At 63.0% G+C, this 26,486-nt stretch carries 24 protein-coding genes; 13 read left to right on the top strand and 11 right to left on the bottom strand.

Annotated features, from left to right (window positions below; translation table 11 throughout):
• Positions 1-223: 223 nt before the first annotated feature.
• The 3 genes from ACMDCR_RS31970 to ACMDCR_RS31960 all read left to right on the top strand — a co-directional run bounded on the left by ACMDCR_RS31970 (position 224) and on the right by ACMDCR_RS31960 (position 3,298).
• Entirely contained in the window at positions 224-919 is a 696-nt protein-coding gene (locus ACMDCR_RS31970) for a 4-hydroxythreonine-4-phosphate dehydrogenase (RefSeq protein ID WP_413990474.1), read from the top strand.
• 260 nt (positions 920-1,179) lie between these two features.
• On the top strand, positions 1,180-2,502 hold the full coding sequence (locus tag ACMDCR_RS31965; RefSeq protein ID WP_413990473.1) for an iron-containing alcohol dehydrogenase: 1,323 nt from the start codon (positions 1,180-1,182) through the stop codon (positions 2,500-2,502).
• Positions 2,495-3,298 carry an HAD family hydrolase gene (locus ACMDCR_RS31960; RefSeq protein ID WP_413990472.1) on the top strand — a complete coding sequence of 268 codons (804 nt, stop codon included), beginning with the start codon at positions 2,495-2,497 and terminating at the stop codon, positions 3,296-3,298. Before ACMDCR_RS31965 ends, ACMDCR_RS31960 begins: the two co-directional genes overlap by 8 nt.
• Positions 3,299-3,347: 49 nt before the next feature.
• Here the strand turns inward: ACMDCR_RS31960 and ACMDCR_RS31955 are convergent, their stop codons facing one another.
• Positions 3,348-4,124, bottom strand: a complete 777-nt coding sequence (locus ACMDCR_RS31955) for a DeoR/GlpR family DNA-binding transcription regulator (RefSeq protein WP_413990471.1) — start codon at positions 4,122-4,124, stop codon at positions 3,348-3,350.
• 137 nt (positions 4,125-4,261) lie between these two features.
• On the bottom strand, positions 4,262-5,311 hold the full coding sequence (gene hemH / locus ACMDCR_RS31950) for a ferrochelatase (protein WP_413990470.1): 1,050 nt from the start codon (positions 5,309-5,311) through the stop codon (positions 4,262-4,264).
• A gap of 191 nt (positions 5,312-5,502) precedes the next feature.
• Here hemH and ACMDCR_RS31945 point away from each other — a divergent pair, with 191 nt between their 5' ends.
• The gene (locus ACMDCR_RS31945; protein ID WP_413990469.1) at positions 5,503-6,012 is read left to right on the top strand and encodes an N-acetyltransferase family protein; all 510 of its coding nucleotides are present in this window, start codon (positions 5,503-5,505) and stop codon (positions 6,010-6,012) included.
• A gap of 198 nt (positions 6,013-6,210) precedes the next feature.
• Here ACMDCR_RS31945 and ACMDCR_RS31940 read toward each other — a convergent pair whose 3' ends face one another.
• A complete protein-coding gene (locus tag ACMDCR_RS31940; RefSeq protein ID WP_413990468.1) occupies positions 6,211-6,804 on the bottom strand; it encodes a hypothetical protein in 594 nt (197 codons plus the stop codon).
• Between the two features lie 474 nt (positions 6,805-7,278).
• Between ACMDCR_RS31940 and ACMDCR_RS31935 the strand changes: the two genes are divergently transcribed.
• The 4 genes from ACMDCR_RS31935 to ppa all read left to right on the top strand — a co-directional run bounded on the left by ACMDCR_RS31935 (position 7,279) and on the right by ppa (position 11,752).
• A complete protein-coding gene (locus ACMDCR_RS31935) occupies positions 7,279-8,304 on the top strand; it encodes an iron ABC transporter substrate-binding protein (RefSeq protein WP_413990467.1) in 1,026 nt (341 codons plus the stop codon).
• Between the two features lie 227 nt (positions 8,305-8,531).
• Positions 8,532-10,058 (top strand): ABC transporter permease, encoded by a 1,527-nt coding sequence (locus tag ACMDCR_RS31930; RefSeq protein WP_413993781.1) that lies wholly within the window; start codon positions 8,532-8,534, stop codon positions 10,056-10,058.
• A complete protein-coding gene (locus ACMDCR_RS31925) occupies positions 10,055-11,104 on the top strand; it encodes an ABC transporter ATP-binding protein (RefSeq protein WP_413990466.1) in 1,050 nt (349 codons plus the stop codon). Before ACMDCR_RS31930 ends, ACMDCR_RS31925 begins: the two co-directional genes overlap by 4 nt.
• 111 nt (positions 11,105-11,215) lie before the next feature.
• Entirely contained in the window at positions 11,216-11,752 is a 537-nt protein-coding gene (gene ppa / locus ACMDCR_RS31920; protein WP_413990465.1) for an inorganic diphosphatase, read from the top strand.
• Positions 11,753-11,833: 81 nt separating this feature from the next.
• Here ppa and ACMDCR_RS31915 read toward each other — a convergent pair whose 3' ends face one another.
• Together ACMDCR_RS31915 and ACMDCR_RS31910 are read right to left on the bottom strand one after the other, a co-directional pair.
• Entirely contained in the window at positions 11,834-12,766 is a 933-nt protein-coding gene (locus ACMDCR_RS31915) for a threonine/serine dehydratase (RefSeq protein WP_413990464.1), read from the bottom strand.
• A 121-nt stretch (positions 12,767-12,887) separates the two neighbouring features.
• A complete protein-coding gene (locus ACMDCR_RS31910; protein WP_413990463.1) occupies positions 12,888-13,598 on the bottom strand; it encodes a DUF1223 domain-containing protein in 711 nt (236 codons plus the stop codon).
• A gap of 577 nt (positions 13,599-14,175) precedes the next feature.
• Here ACMDCR_RS31910 and ACMDCR_RS31905 point away from each other — a divergent pair.
• Positions 14,176-14,988 (top strand): YihY/virulence factor BrkB family protein, encoded by an 813-nt coding sequence (locus tag ACMDCR_RS31905; RefSeq protein ID WP_413990462.1) that lies wholly within the window; start codon positions 14,176-14,178, stop codon positions 14,986-14,988.
• An 84-nt stretch (positions 14,989-15,072) separates the two neighbouring features.
• On the opposite strand, the gene ACMDCR_RS31900 is transcribed toward ACMDCR_RS31905, so the two are convergent.
• The 4 genes from ACMDCR_RS31900 to ACMDCR_RS31885 form a co-directional block, all read right to left on the bottom strand.
• Entirely contained in the window at positions 15,073-17,022 is a 1,950-nt protein-coding gene (locus ACMDCR_RS31900) for a PAS domain S-box protein (RefSeq protein ID WP_413990461.1), read from the bottom strand.
• A 146-nt stretch (positions 17,023-17,168) separates the two neighbouring features.
• Positions 17,169-17,462, bottom strand: a complete 294-nt coding sequence (locus ACMDCR_RS31895) for a DUF3303 domain-containing protein (protein ID WP_413990460.1) — start codon at positions 17,460-17,462, stop codon at positions 17,169-17,171.
• Positions 17,463-17,465: 3 nt separating this feature from the next.
• Positions 17,466-18,179, bottom strand: coding sequence for an SDR family NAD(P)-dependent oxidoreductase (locus tag ACMDCR_RS31890; protein WP_413990459.1), 714 nt, complete (start codon positions 18,177-18,179; stop codon positions 17,466-17,468).
• 145 nt (positions 18,180-18,324) lie between these two features.
• A complete protein-coding gene (locus tag ACMDCR_RS31885) occupies positions 18,325-18,474 on the bottom strand; it encodes a hypothetical protein (RefSeq protein ID WP_413990458.1) in 150 nt (49 codons plus the stop codon).
• A 475-nt stretch (positions 18,475-18,949) separates the two neighbouring features.
• On the opposite strand from ACMDCR_RS31885, the gene ACMDCR_RS31880 reads away from it, so the two are divergent.
• Positions 18,950-19,789: a c-type cytochrome gene (locus tag ACMDCR_RS31880; protein WP_413990457.1), complete on the top strand. Its 840-nt coding sequence runs from the start codon at positions 18,950-18,952 to the stop codon at positions 19,787-19,789.
• Here the strand turns inward: ACMDCR_RS31880 and ACMDCR_RS31875 are convergent.
• Positions 19,783-20,070, bottom strand: a complete 288-nt coding sequence (locus tag ACMDCR_RS31875) for a DUF982 domain-containing protein (RefSeq protein WP_413990456.1) — start codon at positions 20,068-20,070, stop codon at positions 19,783-19,785. The genes ACMDCR_RS31880 and ACMDCR_RS31875 overlap by 7 nt on opposite strands.
• Before the next feature lie 595 nt (positions 20,071-20,665).
• Here ACMDCR_RS31875 and ACMDCR_RS31870 point away from each other — a divergent pair.
• From ACMDCR_RS31870 to ACMDCR_RS31860, 3 genes are all read left to right on the top strand, one after another.
• On the top strand, positions 20,666-21,418 hold the full coding sequence (locus tag ACMDCR_RS31870) for a LuxR C-terminal-related transcriptional regulator (protein ID WP_413990455.1): 753 nt from the start codon (positions 20,666-20,668) through the stop codon (positions 21,416-21,418).
• 703 nt (positions 21,419-22,121) lie between these two features.
• A complete protein-coding gene (locus ACMDCR_RS31865) occupies positions 22,122-22,367 on the top strand; it encodes a DUF982 domain-containing protein (protein WP_413990454.1) in 246 nt (81 codons plus the stop codon).
• A gap of 852 nt (positions 22,368-23,219) precedes the next feature.
• Complete coding sequence (locus tag ACMDCR_RS31860; RefSeq protein ID WP_413990453.1) at positions 23,220-23,993, top strand: CDP-diacylglycerol diphosphatase; 774 nt, start codon at positions 23,220-23,222, stop codon at positions 23,991-23,993.
• 78 nt (positions 23,994-24,071) lie between these two features.
• On the opposite strand, the gene ACMDCR_RS31855 is transcribed toward ACMDCR_RS31860, so the two are convergent.
• The gene (locus ACMDCR_RS31855) at positions 24,072-26,477 is read right to left on the bottom strand and encodes a phosphoketolase (RefSeq protein ID WP_413993780.1); all 2,406 of its coding nucleotides are present in this window, start codon (positions 26,475-26,477) and stop codon (positions 24,072-24,074) included.
• Between the last annotated feature and the right edge of the window lie 9 nt (positions 26,478-26,486).

Genomic DNA, 26,486 nt, shown 5'->3' with positions numbered 1-26,486 from the left:
GGCGAGGCAGCATTATCGCACTGGGAACACAGTTGTCGTTCCCGGCCCCCGCGGGGGATGACAAAGGTGCTTCTCGAATCCCTTCCTGAGATGCCTCCTGCCTTTTCGTCGCACCGTAGCAGTCATCTCGCCGCACCAACCTTTGTTGGATATATGTTGCTCTTCCAAAATAAAATGTGATAATTCCAACTATCAATCGCCGACACCAGGAGAAGCCGCCGCCATGGATTTTGTCTTCATGCTGACGCGCAGCGACAGGACGGTCGAGGATTGCCTGGAACTGGTGCGCGAGATCAGGCCGCTCCGCCTCGGCCATGTCGGGTTCAAGGATGTCGGAGTGCCCTTGCCTGTACTGGAGCGCCTGGCGCAGGCGATCCGCGATGCCGGCGCGACCTCCTATATGGAGGTGGTCTCCACCAGTCCGGAGGACTGTCTGCGCTCGGCGCGTATCGCCCGCAACCTCGGCATCGACCGTCTGCTCGGTGGCACGCTGGTGGACGAGACGCTGGAGATCCTTGCCGGCAGCCCCACCGCCTATTTTCCGTTCCCGGGCCGGCCGGCGGGCCATCCCACCAAACTCGGTGGCCACCCGCTGGAGATCGAGCAGCACTGCCGCACCTTCATGCGCAAGGGTTGCGCCGGCGCCGACCTTCTCGCCTATCGCGCCACCGAGGCCGATCCGCTCGAGCTTGTGCGGGCAGCGCGGCGGGGCCTTGGCTCGGGCCTCCTGATTGCCGCCGGCTCCGTCACCTCGGTGGAGAAGATCCGTGCTCTCGATGCGGCCGGGGCAGACGCCTTCACCATCGGTTCGGCCGTTTTCGACGGTTCGTTCAGCCCGACCAAGGGCTCGACCCTGTCCCAGCTCGCCGACGTGCTTGCAGCCTGCGGCAGCGAAGCCGGGGAACGACGGGTGGGCTGAAGGTGCTGGTGGCCCGGCCAAACGGTTGCGCGAGATGCTGTCTTCAAGGAGAGAGCCGCATCGTCGAAGTCCTCCCTCCCTTTTGTGGGGAGGGAATGGAAGGGTGGGGGTCCATCGGTCAAGGATTCACCTTTTCTGCTTGACCCCCATCCCCGACCCTTCCCCACAAGGGGGAAGGGAGTTCCGGGCGCCGTGCCTGAATATGCTGGACTGCGGCGATGTCTTGCCTGCCCCTGCTGATACCCCGCGTGTGAATACCCATGTCGCAATTGCTTCTCCATCGGCTTCTCGAAGGAACCCTCACCGATAGCGAAACCGGCGAGCGCCTGTCCGTACCCGTCCGCAAGGTGACGATCGGTACCGGTCTCGGCCCCGTCGCTGCCCAGTTGGTGGCGTCGCTCGGTCTTGGCCGGCGTCTCGCCGTGGTGATGGATCCCGACACGCGCCGCGCCATGGGCGAGGCGGTTGCCGGGGCTTTGTCCGCCGGCCATCTCGTCGAAAGCATCGTACTCGATGCCCATCCCCATCCGGACATGGAGGTTGTCGAGGAGGTCCGGGCGATGAGCCGCGAGGCGGATGGGCTCATCGCCGTCGGTTCGGGCTCGATCAACGATATCGTCAAGCACGCGGCACATCTGTCCGGCAAGCCCTATGCCGTGTTCGGCACGGCGCTGTCGATGAACGGCTACACCTCCTCTTCCGCAGCCATCACCGAGAAGGGGTTGAAGAAGTCGCTCGCCTCCACCGCGCCGCAGGGCGTCTTCCTTGACCTCGACGTCCTGGCGGCCGCGCCCAAGCGCCTGATCGCTGCCGGTTTCGGCGATTCCATCTGCCGCTGCACGGCGCAGACCGACTGGCTGATGTCCCACCTGATCCGCGACACGCGCTATCGCGAGATCCCCTTCGCGCTCCAGAGGGAGGAGGAGGCGGCACTGATGGCCCATCCCGGCCGCCTGATCGCCGGCGATCGCGAGGCCGTCGCCCTGCTCGCCCGCATGCTGGTGCTCTCCGGCTTCGGCATGACATTGGCGGGCGGGTCCTATCCCGCCAGCCAGAGCGAGCATCTCGTCGCTCATTACATCGACATGCGTGGCCAGAACCTGCCGAGGGCCTATCACGGCGAACATATCGCGGTGACCACGGTGACGGTGGCGCGGCTGCAGGAGCGAATGCTCGGCCGGACCAGCCTTGCCATCCGTGCGAGCGCCGACACGCCGGCCCTGTTCGCCCGCGAATTCGGGGCCCAGCTCGGCGCCGAATGCTGGAGCGCTTTCGAGCCCAAATTGCTCGATGAGGAGGGTGCCGCTGCGCTCAATCGGCGGCTTGCCGCCGACTGGCCCGATATCCGCCGGCGCCTCCTTGCCGTCAGCCGCCCCTCGACGGAGGTGAAGGCGGCGCTCCAGAGCGTAGATGCCCCGGTCAAGCCCGCCGATGTCGGCATTCCCGACCCTTTCTATAGCGAGGCGCTCCGCAATGCTCGCCGCATCCGCGACCGCTTCGGCGTGCTGGATCTCGCCGAGGCCGCCGGAGAGCTCGACGATTTCGTCGCGGCCGAGATGGCCCGGCCTGCCGCCCATGCTTGAGCCCCTCGCCGGATTCCCGCTTGACGCCCGGCGCGCCGTGCAGGTGGTGCTCACCGACATCGACGATACGCTCACCGACCACGGCCGCTTGCCTCCTGTCGCCTATGAAGCCATGGCACGCCTGGCCGAGGCCGGCATTACGGTGGTACCCGTCACCGGCCGTCCGGCCGGCTGGTGCGACCTTATCGCCCGCCAATGGCCGGTGGCCGGCGTGGTGGGCGAAAACGGCGCCTTCTATTTCCGCTATGACGATGCCAGCCGCACCATGATCCGTCACTACGCCAGGGACCGGACAGAGAGGCATGTCGACCGCGAGAAGCTCGAGGCTGTTCGCCGGACGGTGCTCGCCGAAGTGCCCGGAGCCGCCGTCTCCGCGGACCAGGCCTATCGCGAGGCGGACCTCGCCATCGACTTCTGCGAGGACGTGCCGCGCCTGCTGCCATCGGCCATCGGACGGATCGTCGAGATCTTCGCGCAGGCGGGCGCGACGGCCAAGGTCTCGTCCATTCATGTCAATGGCTGGTTCGGCCACTACGACAAGCTGACCACGAGCAAGGTCTTTCTCGCCGATGTCCTGGGCGTCGACGTGGATCGGACGCCGGTAGCCGTCGCCTATATCGGCGACAGTCCCAACGACATGCCGATGTTCGGCTTCTTCGCCAATTCGGTGGGAGTGGCCAATGTGCTCGACTTCCGCGACCAGCTCAGCGCTCCGCCGAGATGGGTGACGTCGAGGCGCGGCAGCCGGGGATTTGCAGAGTTCGCGGAAGCGTTGATCGGGGCGAGAGCGCAGTAGGCCACGGGAGGCCTTTTGCGGAGCGGGGAAGGCATTCGGGGCCCCGCGCCTACACCTCCGCCACCTTCACCCCGACCTCTGCCTTCTTCAGGGCCGCGGCGAATTGCGCGGAAGGGCTGCCGTCCGTCACCAGATAGTCCAGCTCATCCAGTGCGCAGACATGCTCCAGCGCCGCCTGCTCGAACTTGGAATGATCCGCCACCAGGATCACCGCCTCGGCCCGCTCGATCATCACTCGCTTGTTCCAGGCCGACATCGAGTTCTCGTCGCTCGGGCCGTTGGCGTCGACCCTACTGGCGCCGATGATAGCGTAGGTGGGGTTGAACTTGCGCAGATAGGCCAGCGTATCCGGGCCGCCGACGCCGCCGTCTCCCACGTCGAACTCGCCGGGGCAAACGATTACCCGGATGCTCGGGTTGACGGCCAGCGCGGAGGCGACGCCAAAGCTGGTGGTGATGACGGTGAGGTTCTTCAGTTCGGCCGCCAGCCGCCTTGCGACATAGATGGTGGTGGCGCCGGCGTCGATCATGATGGTGTCGCCATTGCGCAGGAGGCTGGGCACCGCGCGGGCGATGGCCGAGCGCTGGTCGACTTTGGTGCGGTAGCGGTCATCGAGCGAGGGCTCGAGGTCGAGCGGCGGCCCGGCGGCGCCGCCATAGGTGCGGCTGAGCAGGCCCTGCTCGCTGAGTTCATCGAGATCGCGGCGGATGGTCTCGGTTACGACATCGAAGCGCTGGGCGAGTTCCGAGATGCGGATCGAGGGCGAGGCATGCAGCTCGGCCAGGATCGCCTGCTGCCGGTCACGTTTACGAAGAGTCCCGGCCATTGAGATTACCCACACGCTGGAACGGCGGGGCCGCCGCTGATTTTTTGGACTTGGAACATTTTATGTGGTTTTTCAAGTGGCGCGAAGTCGGCTCGCATCAAGACTCGAAAGTCGTGCAGCCCCTTACCCTTATCGCTTCACGCCCAGCCTCCTAGCTCCCGCGTCACCACATGCTCCAGCACGCGCTGGCCCTCGGGGCTGTCGTTGAGGCAGGGCAGATAGGCGAATTTCTCGCCTCCATTATGTTGGAAGATCTCGCGATTCTCCTCGCCCAGTTCCTCCAGGGTCTCCAGGCAGTCGGCCACGAAGCCGGGGGCGACGATGGCGAGCCGTTTGGTGCCTGACTTGGCGAGGGCATCCACCGTCTCGTCCGTATAGGGCTTCAGCCACTCCTCCTTGCCGAAGCGGGACTGGAACGTGATCTTGAAACGGCTGTCGTCGAGGCCGAGCGCCTCGCCCAGCAGCCGGCCCGTCTTCATGGCGAAGCAATAATAGGGATCGCCCTGGAGCAGGTAGGTCTTCGGCACGCCGTGGAAGGAGGCGAGCAGCACTTCCGGCTCGAAATCGAGCCCGGCGAGATGCCGGCGTACCGAGCTTGCCAGCGCCTCGATGTAGACGGGATCGTCATGCCATTGCGGCGCCACACGGAGGGCGGGCTGCCAGCGCAGCGTCATCAGATGCTCGAAGGCCTTGTCGCAGACCGTCGCCGTGGTCGCGGCGGCATATTGGGGATAGAGCGGCACGAGCAGGATGCGGTCACAGCCCCCAGCGCGCAGGCCGTCGAGACGCTCGGCGATGCTGGGCTTGCCATAACGCATGGCGAATTCGACGATGAGGCGAGGATCGCGCGCTGCCATGGCCTCGGCGAGCTTCTCGGTCTGGCGCCGCGTGATCACCAGCAAAGGCGAGGCATTGGCTTGCTTGTCCCAGATCGAGGCATATTTCGCGCCGCTTTTGCCCGGCCGCGTTGTCAGGATGATGCCGTTGAGCAGGGGCCACCATAAGAGGCGCGGCACCTCGATCACGCGGCGGTCGGACAGGAATTCCTTGAGATAGCGGCGCATCGGCCAATAGGTCGGTGCATCTGGCGTGCCGAGATTGACCAGCAGCACGCCGATCCTGCCGCTGGCGCGACTGGGGTGGTCGGAGGGCACCGGAAGGGGGCTGGCTACGGGGAAGGAGGACATGCGGTTGCCTTTCGCCGCCTTTCAACAGGGAGCGAGCCTGGCTTGCAACAGAATAATCGGGTGGTCCCGTTTCCGAGATGCTGGCCGGAAGCCTGCCGTCTTGGGTCGTTCGTGCTCCCAGGCGATCAAATCCCGGTGGCCTCCCCGCAAAGGACTTGCAGGATCGCCCCCCTCCCGATTATCCTTCCCCCATGAGCATCGACGCCATAGAGATCCGTCTGGCTCGACCGGACGACGCCCATGCCATCGCGGATGTGCATGATGCGGCTTGGCGCAACGCCTATCGCGGTGTCATTCCCGGACGTGAGCTGGAGCGGCTGGTGGAGCGGCGCGGCGCCAAATGGTGGCGCTACGCCATCGACCGGAAGACCCGTATCGTGGTGATGTCCTTCGGCGGCGTAATCGCCGGCTACGCCACCTATGGGCGCAATCGCGCCGCGAGCCTGCCTTATCAGGGCGAGATTTTCGAACTTTATCTGCGCCCGGAATATCAGGGCATCGGCCTCGGCAAGCGCCTGTTCAATGCCGTGCGCCGTGACCTCAGCGGCCACGACGTCAAGGGCATGGTGATCTGGGCGCTGGCGGACAACCAGCGCGCCTGCGACTTCTACCAGCGCCTCGGCGGCGTGAAGGTGGACGCCATGGTCGAGCGCTTTGGTGACAGCAAGCTGCAAAAGATCGCTTTCGGCTGGGCGGCTTGAAGCCTGGGATCGCAGGCAGCGACGCCCATGCACGCTGACTTTGCCAATTGGAAGCGCGAGATTGGAGTGTCGATCACCGATCGACATCATTGAGGGCGTGGCGTTTGCGAATGAGGAAAATGGCGATCGGTGATCGCCACTCCGCGCTTGGTGCGCCTCGCCTTGTCAAGACAGTGCTGATCTCCCGCGATCCCAGGGTTACGTTCTGTCCCACACCGCGAAATAGCCGAGATCCGGCTCGTTGTAGCGTAGGGCGTAGGCGCGCCGGGCGAAGCGCCAGCGCAGCGCATGCAACAAGGTGGCGATGGCGCAGGTGAACAGGATCGCGACGAGAAGGACGAAGAGCGCGGTCAGCAGCACGGCGGAAACCAGGCTCGCCGGGGCCGTCAGCAGCAATACGGCCATCATCGCTGCAAAGCAGGCAAGCACGAACAGCAATTGCAGGGCGCTGAGCGAGAAGGGCCGCTCCGGTTTGTCGAAGGGATCGGCGGAAGGCCGACGGGCAAGGTTCAGGCGGTGGCGCCGCAGGGCGACGAGGCCGCCGCCTACGGCGAGTGTGGCGAACAGGACGAAGATCGCGCGCCGGATCTCGGCGCTGCCAAGATCGACCGGCGCACGCCAGATCACCACGAGCATCAGCAGTCCCACCAGGCCGCTCAGGATGAGCCAGCAGCCTGGTGCCTTGATGCGATGGGTGTGGTCGGGCACGAAGCGTTCATCCGGATGCACGGGATGGAGCTGGGCATGGTGTTCCCAGGCTTTGGCGAGGATATCATCCGGCTCGGGCGGCATGGTGAAGGGCTACAATATCGGGCAAGCGACTGCAATTGCCGGATGGGGGAAAGGCCTCATAGCTTGCCCAGCCTGCATCCGCCATCCTTCTTGGCCTACGGAATCTCGCCGCCGGGATGGAGGTTCTCCGACGGCAGGGGTTCGCTCGCGCCATCAGGCCGCCATCGTCGCAGAGGCTGTAGCCGCGACTGCTGGCGTCGGAGTTGATCATCTGTGATTCTCGCTGGAATGCTCCGAAATTGCCAACTATTCGGAGTGGCTGGAAAATGAAGAAAGAAAAGGTTTTATTAATTCTGTCCTAATTCTAATTGCAACTAAAAGAATTCCATCGAATATCAAGTTAATTCTACTGCATTCCAGTTTTTAACAATTCTAATTCCAATCTAAATTGTTTGACTTTCCCAAGATCTCGCGCTTACACAGCTCCCGTCCTGCCGGTGAGCGACCGGCAGCCCGATTCCGATAGAGGTCCAGATGAGAGCTTTCCTGCCGCATCGCCGCGCGGTCCTTGCCAGCGCAGCTGCGTTGGCCGCGACCCTGCTCACCGCCCCCCTTGCTGCGCAGGCCAAGGATGCCGGCATCACCGTGTACAATGCACAGCATGAGGACCTGACCCAGGCCTGGGCCGATGCCTTCACCAAGGAGACCGGAATCAAGGTCACGCTGCGCAACGGCAGCGACACCGAGCTCGGCAACCAGCTCGTGCAGGAAGGCGCCAACTCGCCAGCCGATGTGTTCCTGACCGAGAATTCCCCGGCCATGGTGCTGGTCGACAATGCCAAGCTGTTCGCCCCGCTGCCGGCAGATACGCTGGCCCAAGTGCCCGCGAATTACCGCCCGGCGCATGGCCGCTGGACCGGCATCGCCGCCCGCTCGACCGTCTTCGCCTACGACAAGACCAAGCTGACCGAGGACAAGCTGCCCAAATCGCTGCTCGACCTCGCCAATCCTGCCTGGAAGGGCCGCTGGGCGGCATCCCCCTCCGGGGCCGATTTCCAGGCCATCGTCAGCGCGCTGCTCAGCCTCAAGGGCGAGGCCGCCACGGCCGACTGGCTGAAGGCGATGAAGGCGAATGCCAAGTTCTACAAGGGCAACAGCACCGCCATGAAGGCAGTCAATGCCGGCCAGGTCGAGGGCGCCGTGATCTACCATTATTACTGGTTCGGCGATCAGGCCAAGACCGGCGAGAACAGCAAGAACGTGGCGCTGCACTATTTCCGCAACCAGGATCCGGGCGCCTTCGTCAGTGTCTCCGGCGGTGGCGTGCTGGCCTCCAGCAAGCATCAAGCGGAGGCACAGGCCTTCGTGAAATGGATCACCGGCAAGGGCGGCCAGGAAATCCTGAAGACCGGCACTTCCTATGAATATGCGGTGGGCGAGGGCGACCAATCCAACCCGAAGCTGGTGCCGCTCGCCGATCTCCAGGCTCCGAAGGTGGAGCCGGCGGATCTCAACAGCCGGAAGGTCACAGAGCTGATGATGGCTGCGGGACTGCTGTAAGAGGATTCCCGGGATCGCAAGGTTCCAGCCTGCTCTTCCCTTGTTGGAGTGCGAACCGCTCGCAAGAGCAGGCTGGATGCCCGCGATCCCAGGTTTTGATTGCGTATCCCTGCCTATTTGCGAAATATCGCGCCTCCGGGTAACCCGGAGGCCTTCGAGTTTCAGGACGTCCGGTGTCTCTTCTTTCAAGTCAGCGTTTCCAGGCCGACATCTTCAGGCTTGTTCCCATCTCCCGATTCACCGGACGGGATGCGGTTGCTGGCGCCGCGGTCCTCGTCTCGCTCTTTGCCCTGTTGCCCCTCGGCTTCGTGATCTGGATCACCGTCCAGATCGGCTGGCAGACCGCCTCGGCGCTGGTGTTCCGGCCGCGCGTGGGAGAACTCCTGGTCAACACGCTCCTCCTGGGGGCCTCGACCATCCCAATCGCCATTGCCCTCGCCGTGACGCTCGCCTGGCTCACAGAGCGCAGCGACCTCAGAGGCGCGCGGATCTGGTCCTGGCTGGCAGTGGCGCCGCTCGGTGTGCCGGCTTTCGTGCATTCATATGCCTGGGTAAGCGTAGTGCCCAGCATGGGCGGACTATCGGCCGGCGTGCTGATCTCGGTGCTCGCCTATTTCCCCTTCCTCTATTTGCCCGTCTCGGCGCAGCTCCGCCGTCTCGACCCGGCGCTGGAGGACGTGGCCGCCTCTCTCGGCCTCTCGCCGTCGCGCGTGTTCTTCCGCGTGGTGCTGCCGCAGCTGCGGCTGGCGATTCTCGGCGGCGCGCTGCTGGTCGGTCTGCATCTGCTGGCCGAATATGGCCTCTATGCCATGATCCAGTTTGACACCTTCTCCACCGCCATCGTGGACCAGTTCCAGTCGTCCTATAACGGCCCGGCCGCCAATATGCTCGGCGGCGTTCTGGTGGTGGCTTGCCTCCTTCTGCTCGGGCTGGAGGCGCTGTTGCGTGGACGCGAGCGCTATGCCCGCGTCGGCTCCGGGGCAGCGCGGCCGGCAACGCGCATTCGGCTCGGACGCACGACGCTGCTTTGGCTGATGGTGCCGTCAGCTACCGCGGCGCTGTCGCTCGGCGTGCCGCTGGTGACGCTGGCGCGCTGGCTTGCCATCGGCGGCGCCGGGGTCTGGCCGCTCGATAGCATCGCCGGCGCCCTCGGCCAGACGCTCGGCCTCGCACTATTCGGCGCCGTGCTGACCTCGCTCCTCGCCTTGCCGATGGCGTGGCTTTCGGTACGCGCCCCTGGGCGGCTGCAGAGGCTGCTGGAGGCCTGCCATTATTATGTCGGCGCGCTGCCTGGCGTCGTGGTGGCGCTGGCGCTGGTGACGATCACCGTGCGCGTCGCACTGCCGCTCTACCAAACCATGGCGACCTTGCTCGCCGCCTATGCCCTGATGTTCCTGCCGCGTGCGCTGGTCGGCCTGCGCGCCAGCATCGCCCAGGCGCCGGTCGAGCTGGAACGCGCCGCCATGGCGCTCGGGCGCACGCCCTTCAAGGCGATCTGGCAGATCACCCTGCGGCTCTCGGCGCCTGGTGTCGCCGCCAGCATGGCGCTGGTGGCGCTCGGCATCACCACCGAGCTGACGGCCACTCTGATGCTGGCGCCGAGTGGCACGGTGACGCTCTCCACGCGCTTCTGGTCCGCCACGAACGATATCGACTACGCCCGCGCGGCGCCCTATGCCTTGATGATGGTGCTGCTGGCCCTGCCGCTCACCCTGTTGCTCCATTTCCAATCCAGGCGCTCGATCGGCCAATGACGTTCCTCACCATAGAAGGTGCCAGCAAGCGCTATGGCGCCGTGGCCGCGCTCGATGATGTAAGCCTTGAGGTGCCGGCCGGCAGTCGCACAGCGATCGTCGGCGCCTCGGGCTCGGGCAAGACCACGTTGCTGCGCCTCATCGCCGGTTTCGAGGCCCCCGATGCCGGTCGCCTGACGCTCGATGGCGCGGTGCTGGCCGACGGGTCGGCCATCGTGCCCGCCCACCGGCGCGGCATCGGCTTCGTGACGCAGGACGGCGCGCTCTTTCCCCATCTCACCATCGCCCAGAATATCGGCTTCGGCCTGGAACGCAGCCTCGCCGACCGTGCAGTCCGAATCGAGGCGCTGATGCGCACGGTCGATCTCGATCCGGTCATGCTGGGACGCCGGCCGCACCAGCTTTCCGGCGGCCAGCAGCAGCGTGTCGCTCTTGCCCGGGCCCTGGCAAGGCAGCCCCGGCTCATGCTGTTGGACGAACCTTTCTCGGCGCTCGATACCGGCCTGCGCGAGGCAACGCGCAAGGCCGTCGCCGCCATGCTGGAGGCCGCCGGGGTCACCACCATTCTCGTCACCCATGACCAGACAGAGGCGCTCTCCTTCGCCCATCAGGTCGCGGTGCTGAGCGAGGGCAGGTTGGCGCAGGCCGGCGCGCCACACGAACTCTACCGCCGTCCGCATGACCGCAAGACCGCGCTGTTCCTGGGCGAAGCCGTGCTGATGAAGGGCCAGGCCGGGGTCGGCTGGGTCGACTGCGCGCTCGGCCGCCTGCCGGCCGGCACGCATGGCCATCGCGGCGAGGTCGAGATCATGCTGCGGCCTGAGCAGATCCGTTTCACGCCGGTCGAGCAGGGCGCCGAGCAGGGGTGCCTCGCCCGTGTCGTGGAGGTGGAGTTTGGCGGGGCGCTGCGAGCCGTCACGGTTGTTTTGATTTCGAACGGCATGAAACTGCGCATCACCGGCACCGGATTGGAGCTGCCGCCGACCGGCGCGCGCGTCCGGCTCAATGTGGCAGGGCCGGCTCACGTCTTCGACACGCCAAGTTAACAATTGTGTCATCTTCCGGTTGAAACGTGGCTCGGTTCCGCATAAGCCTGCATCCCCACCGGGGGATTGGCGCATCGTGTGCCAAGACCCGCTCTACAGGATGTGATGCCGATGCGTATCGATGCCGTTTCGACGGGACGCAACCCACCGCACGAAGTGAATGTGATCGTCGAAGTTCCGGTCGGCGGCGAGCCCATCAAGTATGAGATGGACAAGGAAGCCGGTGCGCTTGTGGTGGACCGCTTCCTCTACACGCCCATGCGCTATCCGGGCAATTATGGTTTCATTCCCCACACCTTGTCCGACGATGGCGATCCGATCGATGTGCTGATCGCCAACCAGCGCGGCATCATCCCCGGTGCGGTCATCGCCGTGCGCCCGGTCGGCGTGCTCAAGATGAGGGACGAATCCGGCGGTGACGAGAAGATCATCGCCGTTCCGGTGCCGCGCCTCACCCGTCGCTATGAGAAGGTTCATAGTTACACTGACCTGCCCGAAATCACGATCAGGCAGATCGAGCACTTCTTCGAGCATTACAAGGATCTCGAGAAGAACAAGTGGGTGAAGGTCGAGGGCTGGGGCGACGCAAAGGAAGCCGAGAGCATGATCCTCGCTGCTATCGAACGCTACAAGGCCAACAAGGGCTGAACCAGAATAAGGGACGCCGCCCAAAACCTTCCCCAGCCTCGTGGGGGGGAGGCTTGCGCCGCGCCCTTCGCTCAGGTGTGCCTACCCCTCAATTGTGGCCAGCCCCACATTGGCGCCGCACATCAGCACACCCACGCGTTCGCCCTGCGCCGGACGGTAGCCGCCGCTGATCAACGCGGCCAGCGCCGTGGCGCCGCCAGGCTCCAGCGCCACGCGCAGATCGGCCCAGGCACGCTTCTGGGCTTCCACGATGGTACTGTCGGGCACCGTGAGCGCTTCGGCGACATATCGGCTGGCGACCTCATAGACTCTCGGCCCGCAATTGCGCGCACCCAGCGAATCAGCGGCGACGCTCTCGACACCGACATCCACCGGCCCGCCCGCCGCCAGCGCCGCCTTCAGGCATTGCGAGCCCTCAGGCTCGACCGAGACGACCTTCACCCGCCTGGCGAACCATGCAGCGATGCCGCTGATCAGCCCGCCGCCGCCAGTGGCGACCAGCACGGTGTCGAGCGCCCCGCCCGCCTGCTCCTCCCATTCCAGGCCGAGCGTGCCCTGGCCGGCAATGGTCTCCCAGGCGTCGAAGGCATGCACGGAGAGGGCGCCGGTCTCCATGACATAGCGTTCGCAGGCCGCCAGCGCATCGGCATAGCGCTCGCCGCCGATGTCGAGATCGGCCCCGCGGGCGCGAATGGCAGCGATCTTGGCGGGGCTGGAGATGACCGGGACGAAGATGCGCGCCTTGTGGCCGAGGGCACGCGCCGCATGGGCGACGGCAATGCCGTGATTGCCGCCAGAGGCCGCCGCCACCCCCGCCGTCGGCACCGGGCGGGAGAGGAGGTTGTTGAAGGCCCCACGCGGCTTGAACGAGCCTGCATGCTGCATGAATTCGAATTTGAGCTGCAGGGGACTCGGGATGCCGAAGGCGCCGGCTTCGAGATCAAGGATGGGCGTGCGGCGAATGTGAGGGGCCACGCGCGCAAAAGCGGCGCGGATATCGTCAGGAGAGATCATGGGGGACCACTGGGAGCGCGGATATCTTGTCCGCCCTTCCTATCCTGCGGGCGCGCCGTTTCCAAGAGGCGGACATCGCCACAACCATCAGGATGGTCGTGGCTGGGATTTCCGCGCCGCCCTACCTCTGCATCGCCGCACCGAGAATCTCACTCGGCTTGCCGCCCGTGGTGGCCTGCACCAGCACCACGAAGCTGTCGGCGCCGGGCGCGGTGACGTCCTCGGACTTCAGGGTGAGGGTTGCGGCAGCGCCGTCATAATCGGCGATCTTGCGGAAACCGCGCGCCACATTGGAATAGGTGACGGTCTGGCCGGTGTTCTCGCCTCGCTCGATCACCACCTTGGCCTGGCGCTCCACCGGCACCAGCCAGATCTCGCCCCTCAAATTGGTCTTGCCGAGCGTGACGCTGTAGGAACCGTCCCTGCTCGTGATGCCGACGGGCACGGCCAGCACGTTGGCGCGGGCGCCGGCCACCTCGATGGCGCGGCGGACTTCCTCGTCATTCGAGCCGACGACGTGCTGCACGCCATCCACGACGATCTGCGGCGTGTAGACGGCCCGGTCGCCTCGCGCTTCAGAATAGGCGCGCTGGCGCTGGGAGAAGCTATGACTGGCCAGCGTGTCCTTCCAGCCAAGATAGTCCCAGTAATCAACCGGCAGGGAGAGCGCGATCAGGGTGGGGTCTTTCGACCAGTTCCCCATCATCTTGTCGGCGGGCGGACAGGATGAGCAGCCCTGGCTTGTAAACAGTTCGATCACCGCGCGCGGCTGCGCCATCGCCGGACCGCAGGCGATCGACAAGAACAGGGTTGCAACAACAGTTCGACGCATCGATCTCGTCCGGTTTGCAATCAGGTAAACTTTCGGCTCCTTCAATTGCAAGGCATACCTTGCCCGAAGTTAATGGGCGAGTAACGCTGTGGTGAGTTGCCGGTCGCGCCGCGATTCGTGATGGGGCGTGAGCTGCACCTCAGCCTCGCTACAACTGCCCGGCGGGTTGGCAGGCCGCGGGGCAGGTCGCCCTCATCGCCCGGGCCGGCCTCCAGCCGCTCTTGCGAAACAAAGGCTTCGGCAACGCGTTGCGAATATGGAACGCGGCAAGTCCACTCCTATATCCCAGAACCAGGCACGCTTTCGTTGGCAGGTTAACGCTTTGTCCGCTCAGTTCTTTGTTTTGTCGTAGATTCCTGTCGGAGAACCGTAGGACACTTTCCCGGTATCTGCTTAGGGGAGAAATGATATTGGATAGGGCAGCAGCACGACTCTCGTCGTTCAGGGCGACCGCGAGGAGACCCAGAATCCATGAACACCATCCTTTGGGGTTTGTATTCGGGAAGTCCGGCGTTCGGCTCCGCTCCTCGCGCTATGATCGCTGCGCCGATGGCTGCCCCATGACGGCGCCCTCCGCATGAAGCGTTTCTTCAACCTCATCTGGCGGATGGTGGTGCGGACCTCGGCCCATGACGACTTTGCGCTGGCAAGCCATATGGCGCTATCCTCGCTTACGGCCATGTTTCCCTTCCTGATCTTCGTCGCCTCACTCGCCGGCGTGCTCGGCACCGGCCAGCTGCAGGGTGAGGTGGTAAAGCTGCTGTTCGAGACCTGGCCGCATGCGGTGTCCGAGCCGATCGCCGAGGAAGTCAACAATGTACTGGGCAATTCGCGCCCCGGCCTCGTCACCATCTCGGCCATCGTCGCCATCACCCTGGCCAGCAATGGCGTCGAGGCGATCCGCATCGGCGTCAACCGAGCCTATGGGCTGGTGGAGACGCGCTCCTTCTGGCTATGCCGGCTGGAGAGCCTGCTCTTCGTCTTCGTCGCCTCGCTCGCCCTGGTGACTCTGGCGCTTCTGGTGGTGCTCTGGCCGGTGATGTGGCAGGCGGCCATCACCTTTGCGCCGTTCCTGGAACCGCTGGCACCGATAATCCAGATCGCGCGCTACGGCATCACCCTGCTCGTGCTCGGCAGCGCCATCATGCTGGTGCACATCTTCCTTGTGGCGAGCAGCCCGCCACTGCGCCAGATCTGGCCCGGTGCCCTCCTCACGCTGGTGCTCTGGCTGGTGGGCGGCGGCGTGTTCAGCATCTACATCACCGATTTCAACACCTATTCCAAGCTCTATGCCGGTCTGGGCAGCGTCTTCGCCGCGCTGTTCTTCCTCTGGCTGGTGGCGATTGCCTTTCTGCTGGGCGCCGAGTTCAACGCGGCGCTGGCGGAGTAGGGCTTCCTGGGATCGCGGACATCCCTGCCCCGTGCGCCAGGCTTAGCCGGGAGGATCCGATATGCAGCGAAGGGAACGAGGCTCTCAGACGGCGCCCTTCGCGTTCATGATCGCCTGGATCGCCCGCTCCAGCTCGTCCTGGCCATAAGGCTTGCCGATCCTGGCGAGAGCCGGGTCGGCGTCGGGCGGGAGTTCGGCGTAGCCAGTGGCGAGGATGATCGACAGATCGGGCCGAATGGACCAGATCTGGCGGGCGAGCTGCAGGCCTGTCATGTGTGGCATGGCCTGGTCGGTGATCACCAGCTCGACGTCCGGCCGATCCGCGAAGAGGCGGAGTGCTTCGGCGCCGGAGGCGGCGGGCAGCACTTCATGCCCGAGATCCTCCAGCAGGGCAGCCGTGTTGAGCAGCACGAGCGCATCGTCGTCGACGGCCAGGATGGTGAGGCGGCGGTCGATGGGGGACGACGCCGACATAGGCCCGGAGGCCGCGGCGAGCGCTTCCGTGGAGGCGAAGGCGCTCGGTAGCCAGATCCTTGCCGTGGTGCCGCGACCGAGGTCGCTCTCCAGCACCAGGCGCCCGCCCGATTGCTCCGCCAGACCCTGGATCATCGGTAGCCCAAGGCCGGTGCCCTTGCCGATGCCCTTGGTGGTGAAGAAGGGCTCGGCCGCCTTGACGAGCGTCGCCTTGTCCATGCCGATGCCAGTGTCCGCCACGCTCAGGCAGACATAGCGCCCGGGCTTCAGGCGGGTGCGGTGGTTCTCACGGATCTCCTCCGCCAGGCCCGAGATGGTCACCATGCCGCCATTCGGCATGGCGTCGCGGGCGTTGACCACCAGATTGACCAGGGCGGATTCAAGCTGATGGCGGTCGCTGCGCACCGGTTCGAGATCGGGAGGGAAGCGTATGTCGATGGTGATCATCGGCCCGATCGAGGTCTGCATGAGGTCTTTCATGCTCCTGACGAGTTCGGGCAGGTCGACCGCGACCAGGCTGAGTTCCTGGCGGCGGGCGAATGCCAGCATTCGCTTGACGAGGGCGCTGCCGCGCTCCGCCCCGTGGATGGCGTTGTCGAGCAAGGAGAGCACCTTGGCGTCGTCACCCACGCGCTTGCGCACAAGGGTCAAGCTGCCAAGGATGGCGGTGAGCAGGTTATTGAAGTCATGGGCGATGCCGCCCGTGAGTTGGCCGATGGCCTCCACCTTCTGCGATTGGGCCAGCGCCTCGCGTGCTTCGTCAAGTGCCCGCTGGGCGGCGACACGCTCGGTGATGTCGCGGGTGATCTTGGCGAAGCCGATCAGCGTGCCGTCATCGCCCGTGATGGCGTCGATGATGACACTGGCGCGGAAGCGCGTGCCATCCTTGCGTACGCGCCACCCCTCCCTTTCATAGCGTCCTTCGCGACCCGCCGTCTCCAGCGCCTTGGCAGGCTCGCCTGCCGCGCGGTCCTCCGGCGTGTAGAAGCGCGAGAAATGCTGACCGATGATTTCTTCGGCGTCATAGCCCTTGATGCGTTCGGCGCCGGCGTTCCAGCTCGAGATGAAGCCATCCTTGTCGATCATGTAGATGGCATAGTCGGTCACGCTCTGAACGAGGAGGCGGAACTGTTCCAGGCTGCGGCGGAGCTTGTCTTCCGCCTCGCGGCGTTCAGTAAGGTCGCGAGTGATCTTGGCATAGCCGACCAGCCGGCCGGCAGGATCCCGGATGGGATCGATGACGACGTGAGCCCAGAAGCGCGTACCGTCCTTGCGGACGCGCCAGCCCTCGTTCTCGAAGCGCCCCTCGGACTCGGCGGTCGCAAGGGCCCGCGCGGGCAGCCCGTCCACCCGATCCTTTTCGGTGTAGAAGCGCGAGAAATGCTGGCCGATGATCTCGTTTGCCTCATAACCCTTGAAGCGCCGGGCACCGGCATTCCAGCTCGCCACCCTGCCGTCGAGGTCGAGCATGTAGATGGCGTAGTCAGTCACCGCTTCGAGCAGCAAGCGATAGCTCCCCTCGTCGGGGTGGCGGGCCTGCGGTGCTTCGACCTGTTCCATCAACACTGCCTTACCTCGTCACAAGGACGGAAACGCCAGAAATCGAGGCCGGCATGTTTCGCGTTCCGAGCGGGAATGCCACAAGTTCGCACCGACCTCCGTTATCGAAACGCGGCATAGCACGGGTTTGTTCAACCGGCGCGGGTTCAGGCCAGGGGAGGGGAGGCGTCAAGGTCTGGGCCGAGCGCCGCGGCAACCTCCTTGCCTGGCGCGACCGGCACGATCTCCATCTCGACGAGATCGGACCAGGCGCTCGCCCAGCGCTGCAGCAGCGTGACATCCTCGCATTCCATCAGCTGGAAGCAGCGGCCGAGGTCCGCGCTCACCCAGCTCGATACGAAGGCGAGTCCGTCCGGCGCCTGGCGCCCGCGTTCGCGAAAGCGCCGGTAGACCGCCTTGGCGTCCTGGTCGCGAAAGTGTTCGATAACCATGAACAGCATGGCTCAGGCATTTCCGTCAGTGCCGGTGGCTGGGATGGCGGCGCCCGTCACAACCCCGCCGGCCGGCGAGATAAGGAAGGCGATCAGCCGGGCGATCGCTTCGGGCGCTACCCAGCTTGACGTGTCGGCCTTGGGCATGGCGGCACGGTTCTGCGGCGTGTCGATCACACTCGGCAGTATGCAATTGGCGGTAATGCCGTCGCCGCGATATTCCTCCGCGATGGCTTCGGTGAGCCGGATGAGCGCCGCCTTGGAGGCGGCATAGGCCGCCAGCCCCGCCGGCGCCTTGAGACCGGCCATGGCGGCGACATGCACGATGCGTCCGTGCCGTGCCGCCTGCATCACGGGCAGGACCGCAGCGCTGATGGCGAGCGCCGTGCGGGCATTGGCGGTGAGCATCGCATCCCATTGCTCCAGAGCCGTCGAGACCGGCCCGGCCTGGAAGCCCCCGACCGTATTCACCAGGGCTGAGACGCTGCCAAACCTTCCCGCCACCTGCGCCACGGCGACACTGCAGGCCTCCTGCGAGGTGAGATCGACACCCGCGAGGGGCAGAGCCTCGGTACCGGCCGGCAGGCTGGCGAGGAGCCGCTCGAGCTTTTCCGGCGAGCGGTCGATGAAGGCGAGCTTTGCCCCGCGCCGCGCCAATATGTCCGCTACCGCCGCTCCGAGATTGCCGGCCGCACCGGTGATGATGATCGCGCCTGCCTCGCTCACGGCCGCTGCTCCCTCGTTGTTGTGACAGCAACTCTGTCACGCCCCTCCAGCCATGGGAAGGGGGCGAGGGTCCCGAGGAAGGCCTCGTCGCCGCGGTTGGACGCCCGACTTCGCCGCCCAGCTCTAAACGGTATTATGTCTAGCTCTAGATGCTATTATTCAGCGAGATCTTGCTCTCATAGCTGCCGATATTGATCTCGACCGCCTTCCGAGTGGCGTTGTAATACATGATGCCGGCGACAGCGACTACGACGACGGCGATGATGAGAAGTCCGATAGTCGCATTGCGCGTCATTGCATGCCTTCTAGAATCTGTGACCGTCGCTTCGACGAGTCGGAATGGTGCATTAAGGCTGGTTACAGTATTGAAAATCAATCTGATATTCTTGTGGAAAGCGATATTGATGCGAGAAGCCCTAATTGCTTAACCGACCGGCGAATAAAACTTTGTGATTTTGGCGGTTTTTTCGGATGGATGGGTACGAGGAGCGAAGTCCATTTGCCGAATCGAAGGGGGAGCATCCGATCGGCTCCGAAAGCAGAACTGAATCGCGGTTGGGCGACCCCATATGGCCGATTGTGAGAGAAAAATCAGGCAAACCTGCCGAGCTTCGGCCGGCTTGCAGCCGGCTCGCAAGAAAAGGAACACGGCTTTTCGATCTTGCGAAGAAAATATTGCAGCGATTTTTAAAAAATCTCCGCCGAGTCTCAATTGACCTGAACGTTTGAGTATCGCTATTGTAAGAAACGGCCAACTCAACGCTTTCAGCATGCAGATCCTTCTCGCCCGCTGGTTCATCTGCGGATTGCTTGTCCTGGACATCCTGTCGGCGGCCACATCGGGCCTTGCCGCGGACCTTGTCGTCGATATGGGCACGAGAACGGTCCTTTCGAGCGAGGAACTGCTGCGCCGGCCCGACGCCGTCACCATCCAGGTTCCGGCGGATGTGAGCTATGGGCGCACCATGACCTACCGTGCCGTTCCGTTGCGGGCGCTGCTGGGCGCAGGGGGCCTGCCGGCGGACCAGGATGTCCAGATCACCGCAACGGATGGTTTCGTGACCGATCTGCCAACGAGTCTCATCCATGCGCCCGGCGATGGGGGCGCCGTGCCGTGGCTGGCGATCGAGCCGGCGGACAGCCCCTGGCCGCCTACGCCGGGCGGCAAGGCCACCGGTCCGTTCTATCTCGTCTGGCTGGATCCCTCGGCCTCGGGCGTGACCAGCGAGCAATGGCCCTTCGCGGTCGAGACGCTGCGCTTCGTGCCGACATGGGCCTCGAAGTGGCCCGCACTCGCGGTGGGGAACGATGTGCCCGCGGCTTCGCCCATCCGGACGGGCGAGGCCGTCTTCGCCCGGCAATGCATGGTCTGCCACCAGCTGGGCGGCTCGGGCGATGCGAAAGTTGGGCCGGACCTCAACAGCCCGCGGAACCCGACCGAATATTTCCAGCCCTGGGCCCTGCGAGCCTATATCCGCGCACCCGCCTCCCTCCGCACCTGGCCCGACATGAAGATGACCGGCTTCGACAGGCAGGCCCTGAGCGATACCGATCTCGATGCCATCATCGCCTATCTCACCTACAAGGCGGCACAACATCCACCTCAATGATTGCGTGGCCTTCTTCGCGGGTTCTGTGACGAGGTGGTATCGAGCAGATCGAATTGGGCTTCGGCCAGCGCCTGGACGAAGGCGTCCCTCGCTTCCTGGATCGTGGCCTCGCCGGCGATCGTCCGCTTGCAGATCCGTCGGGCCCGATCGTGCCGGGTCCCTTTTCGGTCCGGCCATTTGTTCTCGAGATAGTAAAGAGCCGCCTCGGTGTTGCCGACATGGCTGGCCACACCCATGCCGCGGGCGAAGAGAACGGCGCCGACGAAGGGGTGAGTCATCATGGTTCCTACCCTCCCATAACCATGAAACGAGGTGGGGGAGCGCCGGTTCCGTCCGGGCCGGCAGGGCCTGGGAAAAAATCGCGATGCCTGTCGCGATAGACCCGCGCCTTCGGAGGACATTCGGGCCATCGGCCTCCTTCCGGAGGATGGACTCAAATGAAAAGGGAGGAGACGTAAGCCTCCTCCCCCGATCGAAAGTATGATTATACATAATTGTCAGGGACGTGCGTTCACAAGCCAGCTCTACGCCTAACCGCCTCTCGAATGAGGCAATAACCGGTAAAAAAGGCCCACAAACCCTGAACGTCCATAGCGCGCGCTTAATTAGGATCATACCTCTCGGCCGCCTTTTGTCGAGGGCCTGAGACTACTACTTTCGGACAGAAATTACACCCTGCCATCAATCTTAAGTACATAGATTACCAATTGGGAATCTGTGAGCAGGCCGAAGGCCTATGCGGTGTTCAGGAATCGCCCTCAGGACGAATTTTCGTACGCATTGTTACATCTTAGGAATTATAGCTAACGACCGTTTCACGCACTCCATGTACCAATCGACCTAACGAGTACTGCCGAGACAAGGTCGATTATGAATATGTCCATTCATACCCCCGCTTCCACCTCCCACCTCCTGGCTGGGTATCCCGTGTCCATGCCCGAAGCCCTCCCGGCTACTCCGGCAGCCCGCCTCGGCGTCGGAAGGATGTCCATCACCATCCTTTCCGACAATAAGATCTTCCGCACCTGTCTTGCGCGCTGCCTGCAGACCATGACGCACGATTTCGAGGTCTCCTGCCATGACGGCGCGCAGGCCTGGCTTTCCGGCGGCGAGGAGCCCGCGGACGGGATCGTGCTGCTCTGCGCCACGGGCCAGAAGGCAACCGAAGCGGCCATCCGGAACGATCTCAATGAGGTCCTGCACAATGTCGGCGGCGCTCGCGTCATCATCATATCGGATGAGGAGAGCCCGACTCACATGATGGAAGCGTTGACCATGGGCGCGCGTGGCTTCGTGACCATGGACACCGATCTCGACGTTACGCTTGGTGCGATCAGGCTGGTCAGCGTGGGCGGCACCTTCATTCCCGCCAGCGGCCTGATGTCCGCCCGCGCGGCCCAGGTGGCGGCAACAGCTGCTCCCGCACCCAAGACGGGCGGTTTCTCCCAGCGCCAGCTCGAAGTGCTCGAACTTGCGCGGTTGGGTGATCCCAACAAGATCATCGCCTTCAAGCTGAGCATGAGCGAGGCAACCGTGAAGGTTCACCTGCGCAACATGATGCGCAAGCTCAAGGCCCGGAACCGCACCGAGCTGATCTTCAAGAGCAACGAGCTCCTGGGCATCGGCTGAGCTGGCCGCAGAGGATGCGGCCCTGCCGGCCGTCCGGAGCTGAGGTGGTCCTTGCGAGGATTTCACCCTCCCGTTTCGGGTGGAGCGCTTTACCAGGGCTTTGGCTGATTCGGCGTTGTGGGCCTCGATGACGGCGCCGAAGGCCGCTACTGTAGGGGCGCAGGTTGCTCCTGTGGTGGTCCACAGCAAGTGAGGGACTGTCTTGCCGATCTTGATCGATGGTCATGGAGAGGCGGGCGAACCCGTCGCGAAGGAAGTCCTTGTATGACTTAGGCCGTCAGCTGATCGGAAAGACTTTTGCCTCCGTGAATTGCCGGCCCTTGAAGACTTTCGGCGACCATTGCCGTGTGCGTTTTCGCACATATGCAAATCCAATCGTCACTTACCAACGTACTATCGACGTAAAGGGCGGATAGCCGCCACAAGAAGTCGATTGCCAGCGTCCCAGGGGGCTCTAATGTCACCGCCATTCCAAGTTATTTCGAACCCATTGCCCCCTTCGATGCGTCGCTCCGCTCCGGCGATGACCTCCGGTCAGATTGAGCTGCAATTGATGGGCGCTTTGATGACGGCGAGCCAGTCCCCCATGTCAGCTGCTTCCCGGGCTTCCATGGAAAAGGCGATTCGGCGCCACCAGGGTCAGGCAGGCCTGCACCACGGCGCCCTGCTAGAGTTTCTGCTCTAGCCTCTCCGGGTGCTTGCGATGGGCAACAGTCAATTCGCCAATCCGATAAGATTTATGGTGAGCCGGCAGACTGTGCGGGAGATTGCCGATCTCGACGAGGCGATTAGCTACCTGTCCATGAGCTGGCCGATGGAAGCAGGGACGTACTGCCAGGCTGCCAAACGAGTGCTTGTCGCTGCGATAGAAGGAAGGCGCTCCGTCAAGGACGCCCGCAAGGCCGTGGTCGCTGCCTTGCATGAAGCACGGATGTTTATTCTGAACTAGGACCTGAAAGATAAGGTCCCTGGCTGGCTCTTGAGTGCCCCTTGTCAGACAAGCTTCTTTGGCAGAGATAGAGACGTCATATGCATCCTTGTACAAGGAGAGGATGTATAAAAATAACTCGTCGTAATCATTTCTCGCTATCGTCGTTGTGATGCCATCGATGCTTGCTATTGCCGCGGGCCACAGGCGGCGGTGCCCTGGCGCTGCAGCAGGACTTTGACCTGTCGAACTTCCATGCAGGCGTTTGTAGAGGCGGGTGTCTGCTTGGCAGCGCCTGGACGGCCACTCGGTTGCGTACACCCGGTGCGCCCGACGCTGGCGCGTACGTCAAGATCGACTGCACCTCACCGTATGACCATGTCGTTCACCGCACGCGCCTGGGCGGCTCCGTGCGTTTCAATTTCCCGTTCGCACCCCACGGGCTGGCAGCCCTGGCGGCTGCATTGTGGTCAATTACCGATATGAGAAATACAAATAACGACTGTACCAGGTAAGGCGAGAAACTACTCCAAGCACATGCCTAGAAGCTTGAGCTATCCAATGATAACACTAAGGTGCATAAATTCGAAAGCAGGTTACCAACCTCCGAAGGTTCTATTCTATCTCAAAAAGCCGATAAACGCGAATTATACGTGACTCGTCCTTCTAGTGAGTTCATAACTTATTGTAAAAATCTGTGAAAATGATATCATAATTACTAAATTTATGTAGATCACCTGGAGTCGCGCGTTCATCTCGCCTGGGCGATGCACGGCATGCGAGATGGTCATACAGAAAAGCCTGTGATTGTCCAAACAATGGCTTTGATAGCTAAATCATGGACGTCGCAACTTAAAATGGTGAGGCAAAGCTATGGTGCTCAGGAAAATAATCATCCTAACTTTGCTCCTGCTCGCCTTTCTTTATGCGGGTTACACAGCCATTGCTGGTAACCGAAGTGCTCTGTGGGATATTGTCAGCGGCAAATGTGTCCCCGAGCAAGGGAAACAAGGGCCACAGCAGACATGCGCGCAGGTCGATATTTCGCAAGGTCTCGACCATGGCTTCGCGGTTCTGAAAGACAACGCAACAAGCAAGCCATTCGAATATCTGCTGATCCCCACCACGCGTATTGCAGGGATCGAGGATCCTCGCTTGATCGAGCCGTCAGCGCCCAACTACTTTGAGGACGCTTGGGAGGCGCGTCGCTTCATCGGTAAGTCACTCGGTACAAGTCCACAACGGGATATGATCGCCCTGGCGATCAATTCCATGCAGGATCGGAGCCAGGATCAGCTTCATATTCATATTGATTGTGTCCGCGCGGATGTCCGCACCAAATTGAACGAGAATGACCAGACATCTGGCTCTCAATGGAAGGAGATTGATCTTCCGCCTCCGAATCATCCTTACGCAGTTCTTCGCCTCGTCGAGGATAGTCTCGCAAACACAAACCCCTTTCGGTTGGTTGCGCAGGGATTGCCAGGCGCCTCCGGGCATATGGGCTTGATGACGATCGTCGTCGTAGGAGCGACGTTTCCCAATGGCCAGGAGGGCTTTTATGTTCTCGCCAGCCAAGCAGGCTCTGCCATGAATGCACACGGCGAGGATCTCATCGATCCGGAATGCCGCGTGATGGGCCGTTGAACGTCTTCTTGCCTGCGCAGCTCCCAATCGAGCACGTCCTACGACGAACCTCCCCAGAAACGGCGGACCCCTTCAGCTCTACACATTATCGGCCTCCGTCGAGCGCTGTGTCGCCGAGGCGCTTGCCTTGCCCCACCGCCAGTTTGCAATCTCAGGCATGTCGTCGCCGTACCGGGCAATATAGGCCTTGTGGTCCAGCAGCTTGTCGCGAATCGCTTGCTTAGCGTAGGCGGCGCGCGCGCCCAGCTTTGGAACGCGGTCGATGGCGTCCGCGACCAGATGGAAACGATCGAGCTCGTTCATTACGCACATGTCGAAGGGCGTGCTGGTCGTTCCTTCTTCCTTATAGCCCCGCACATGCAGGTTTGAGTGACCGTGCCGGCGATAGGTCAACCGATGGATCAGCCACGGATAACCGTGGAAGGCAAAAATAATCGGTTTGTCTGTGGTGAACAGCGTGTCGAAGTCCTGATCGGACATACCGTGCGGATGCTCGTCGGAAGGTTGCAGCTTCATGAGATTGACGACGTTGATCACACGCATTTTCAGTTCGGGGGCATATTCGCGCAGCAGCGCCACCGCCGCGAGCATTTCCAGCGTCGGAACATCGCCGCAGCAGGCCATCACGATATCGGGCTCCGCGCCACGATCGTTGCTGGCCCACTCCCAGATGCCGAGCCCGGCGGTGCAGTGTTTGATTGCCTGATCCATCGTCAGCCATTGCGGCGCGGGTTGTTTGCCAGCGACGACGACGTTGACATAGTTTCGGCTGCGCAGGCAGTGATCGGTGACCGACAGCAGGCAATTGGCGTCCGGAGGCAGATAGACCCGGACCACTTCGGCCTTCTTGTTCACGACGTGATCGATGAATCCGGGGTCCTGATGGCTGAAACCGTTATGGTCCTGTCGCCAGACATGACTCGACAGCAGATAGTTCAGGGATGCGATCGGCTGCCGCCAGGGGATGTGGTTGCAGACCTTGAGCCATTTGGCGTGCTGGTTGAACATCGAGTCGATGATGTGAATGAAGGCTTCATAGCACGAGAAGAAGCCGTGCCTGCCAGTCAGGAGGTAGCCCTCGAGCCAGCCCTCGCATTGATGCTCGCTGAGCATCTCCATCACGCGGCCGTCAGGCGCCAGATGATCGTCGAACGGGTAGGTGTTGGCAACCCAGGCGCGGTTCGTAACCTCCAGAGCGTCTTGCCACCGGTTGGAATTGTTTTCGTCCGGACTGAAAAGCCGGAAATTGCGAGCGTCCTGGTTGAGCTTCATGACATCGCGCAGGAACTTGCCCATGGAGCGCGTCGATTCCGCGATTGCGCTCCCCGGGGCATCCAGCGCGACGGCATAGTCGCGGAAATCCGGGAGGCGGAGGTCCTTGAGAAGCAGTCCGCCGTTGGCATGGGGATTGGCGCTCATCCGGCGGTTTCCCTGAGGCGCGAGTTCGGCCAGATGCGCTTTCAGCGAACCATCGTCGTCGAAGAGCTCCTCGGGCCGGTAGCTGCGCATCCACTCCTCGAGGATGCGGATGTGCTCCGGGTTCTCATGCATCTCACCCATCGGCACCTGATGCGAGCGCCAATATCCTTCGGTGCGCTTGCCGTCGATCTCCTTGGGGCAGGTCCAGCCCTTCGGCGTGCGCAAGACGATCATTGGCCAACGGGGGCGCTCGGTGAAGCCGTGGGCCGCGGCATCGGCCTTGATCCGCTTGATGTCCGCAAGAGCCGTGTCGAGCGTCTGCGCCAGCAACACGTGAACCTTGGCCGGTTCGTCTCCCTCGACGAAATAGGGCGTATAGCCATAGCCCTTGAAGAGTTGGTCCAGCTCCTCGTCGCTGATCCGGGCCAGGACACAGGGATTGGCGATCTTGTATCCGTTGAGATGCAGGATTGGCAGCACCACGCCGTCGGTCACGGGATTCAGGAACTTGTTCGAGTGCCAGCTGGTCGCCAAGGGGCCGGTTTCGGCCTCACCGTCACCGACGACACAGGCAACGATCAGATCCGGATTGTCGAAAGCCGCGCCATAGGCGTGGGAGAGAGCGTACCCGAGTTCTCCGCCTTCATGAATGGAGCCTGGCGTCTCCGGCGCGACATGGCTGGGGATGCCGCCCGGAAAAGAAAATTGCGTGAAGAGCCGCTTCATGCCCTCCTCATCGCGTGGAATATTCGGATAAACTTCGCTGTAGGTGCCCTCCAGATAAGCATTGGCAACGATGGCCGGCCCACCATGTCCCGGGCCGATCACATAGATCATATTCAGGTCGTGTTGCTTGATGATCCGGTTGAGATGCACGTAAATCAGATTCAATCCAGGCGTCGTTCCCCAATGTCCGAGCAGGCGGGGCTTTACATGGTCTTTTGTGAGCTGTGTACGCAAAAGTGGATTGTCATATAAGTAAATCTGTCCGACAGAGAGATAGTTGGCTGCTCTCCAATAGGCATCCAGGAGAAGCAATTCTTTGTTCGGATCTGAATTTGTCATGATGATCCT

Origin of the sequence: Labrys okinawensis (genome assembly GCF_047345005.1) — a bacterium.
Lineage (GTDB): Bacteria > Pseudomonadota > Alphaproteobacteria > Rhizobiales > Labraceae > Labrys > Labrys okinawensis.
This window is presented reverse-complemented; position numbering and strand designations above follow the sequence as displayed.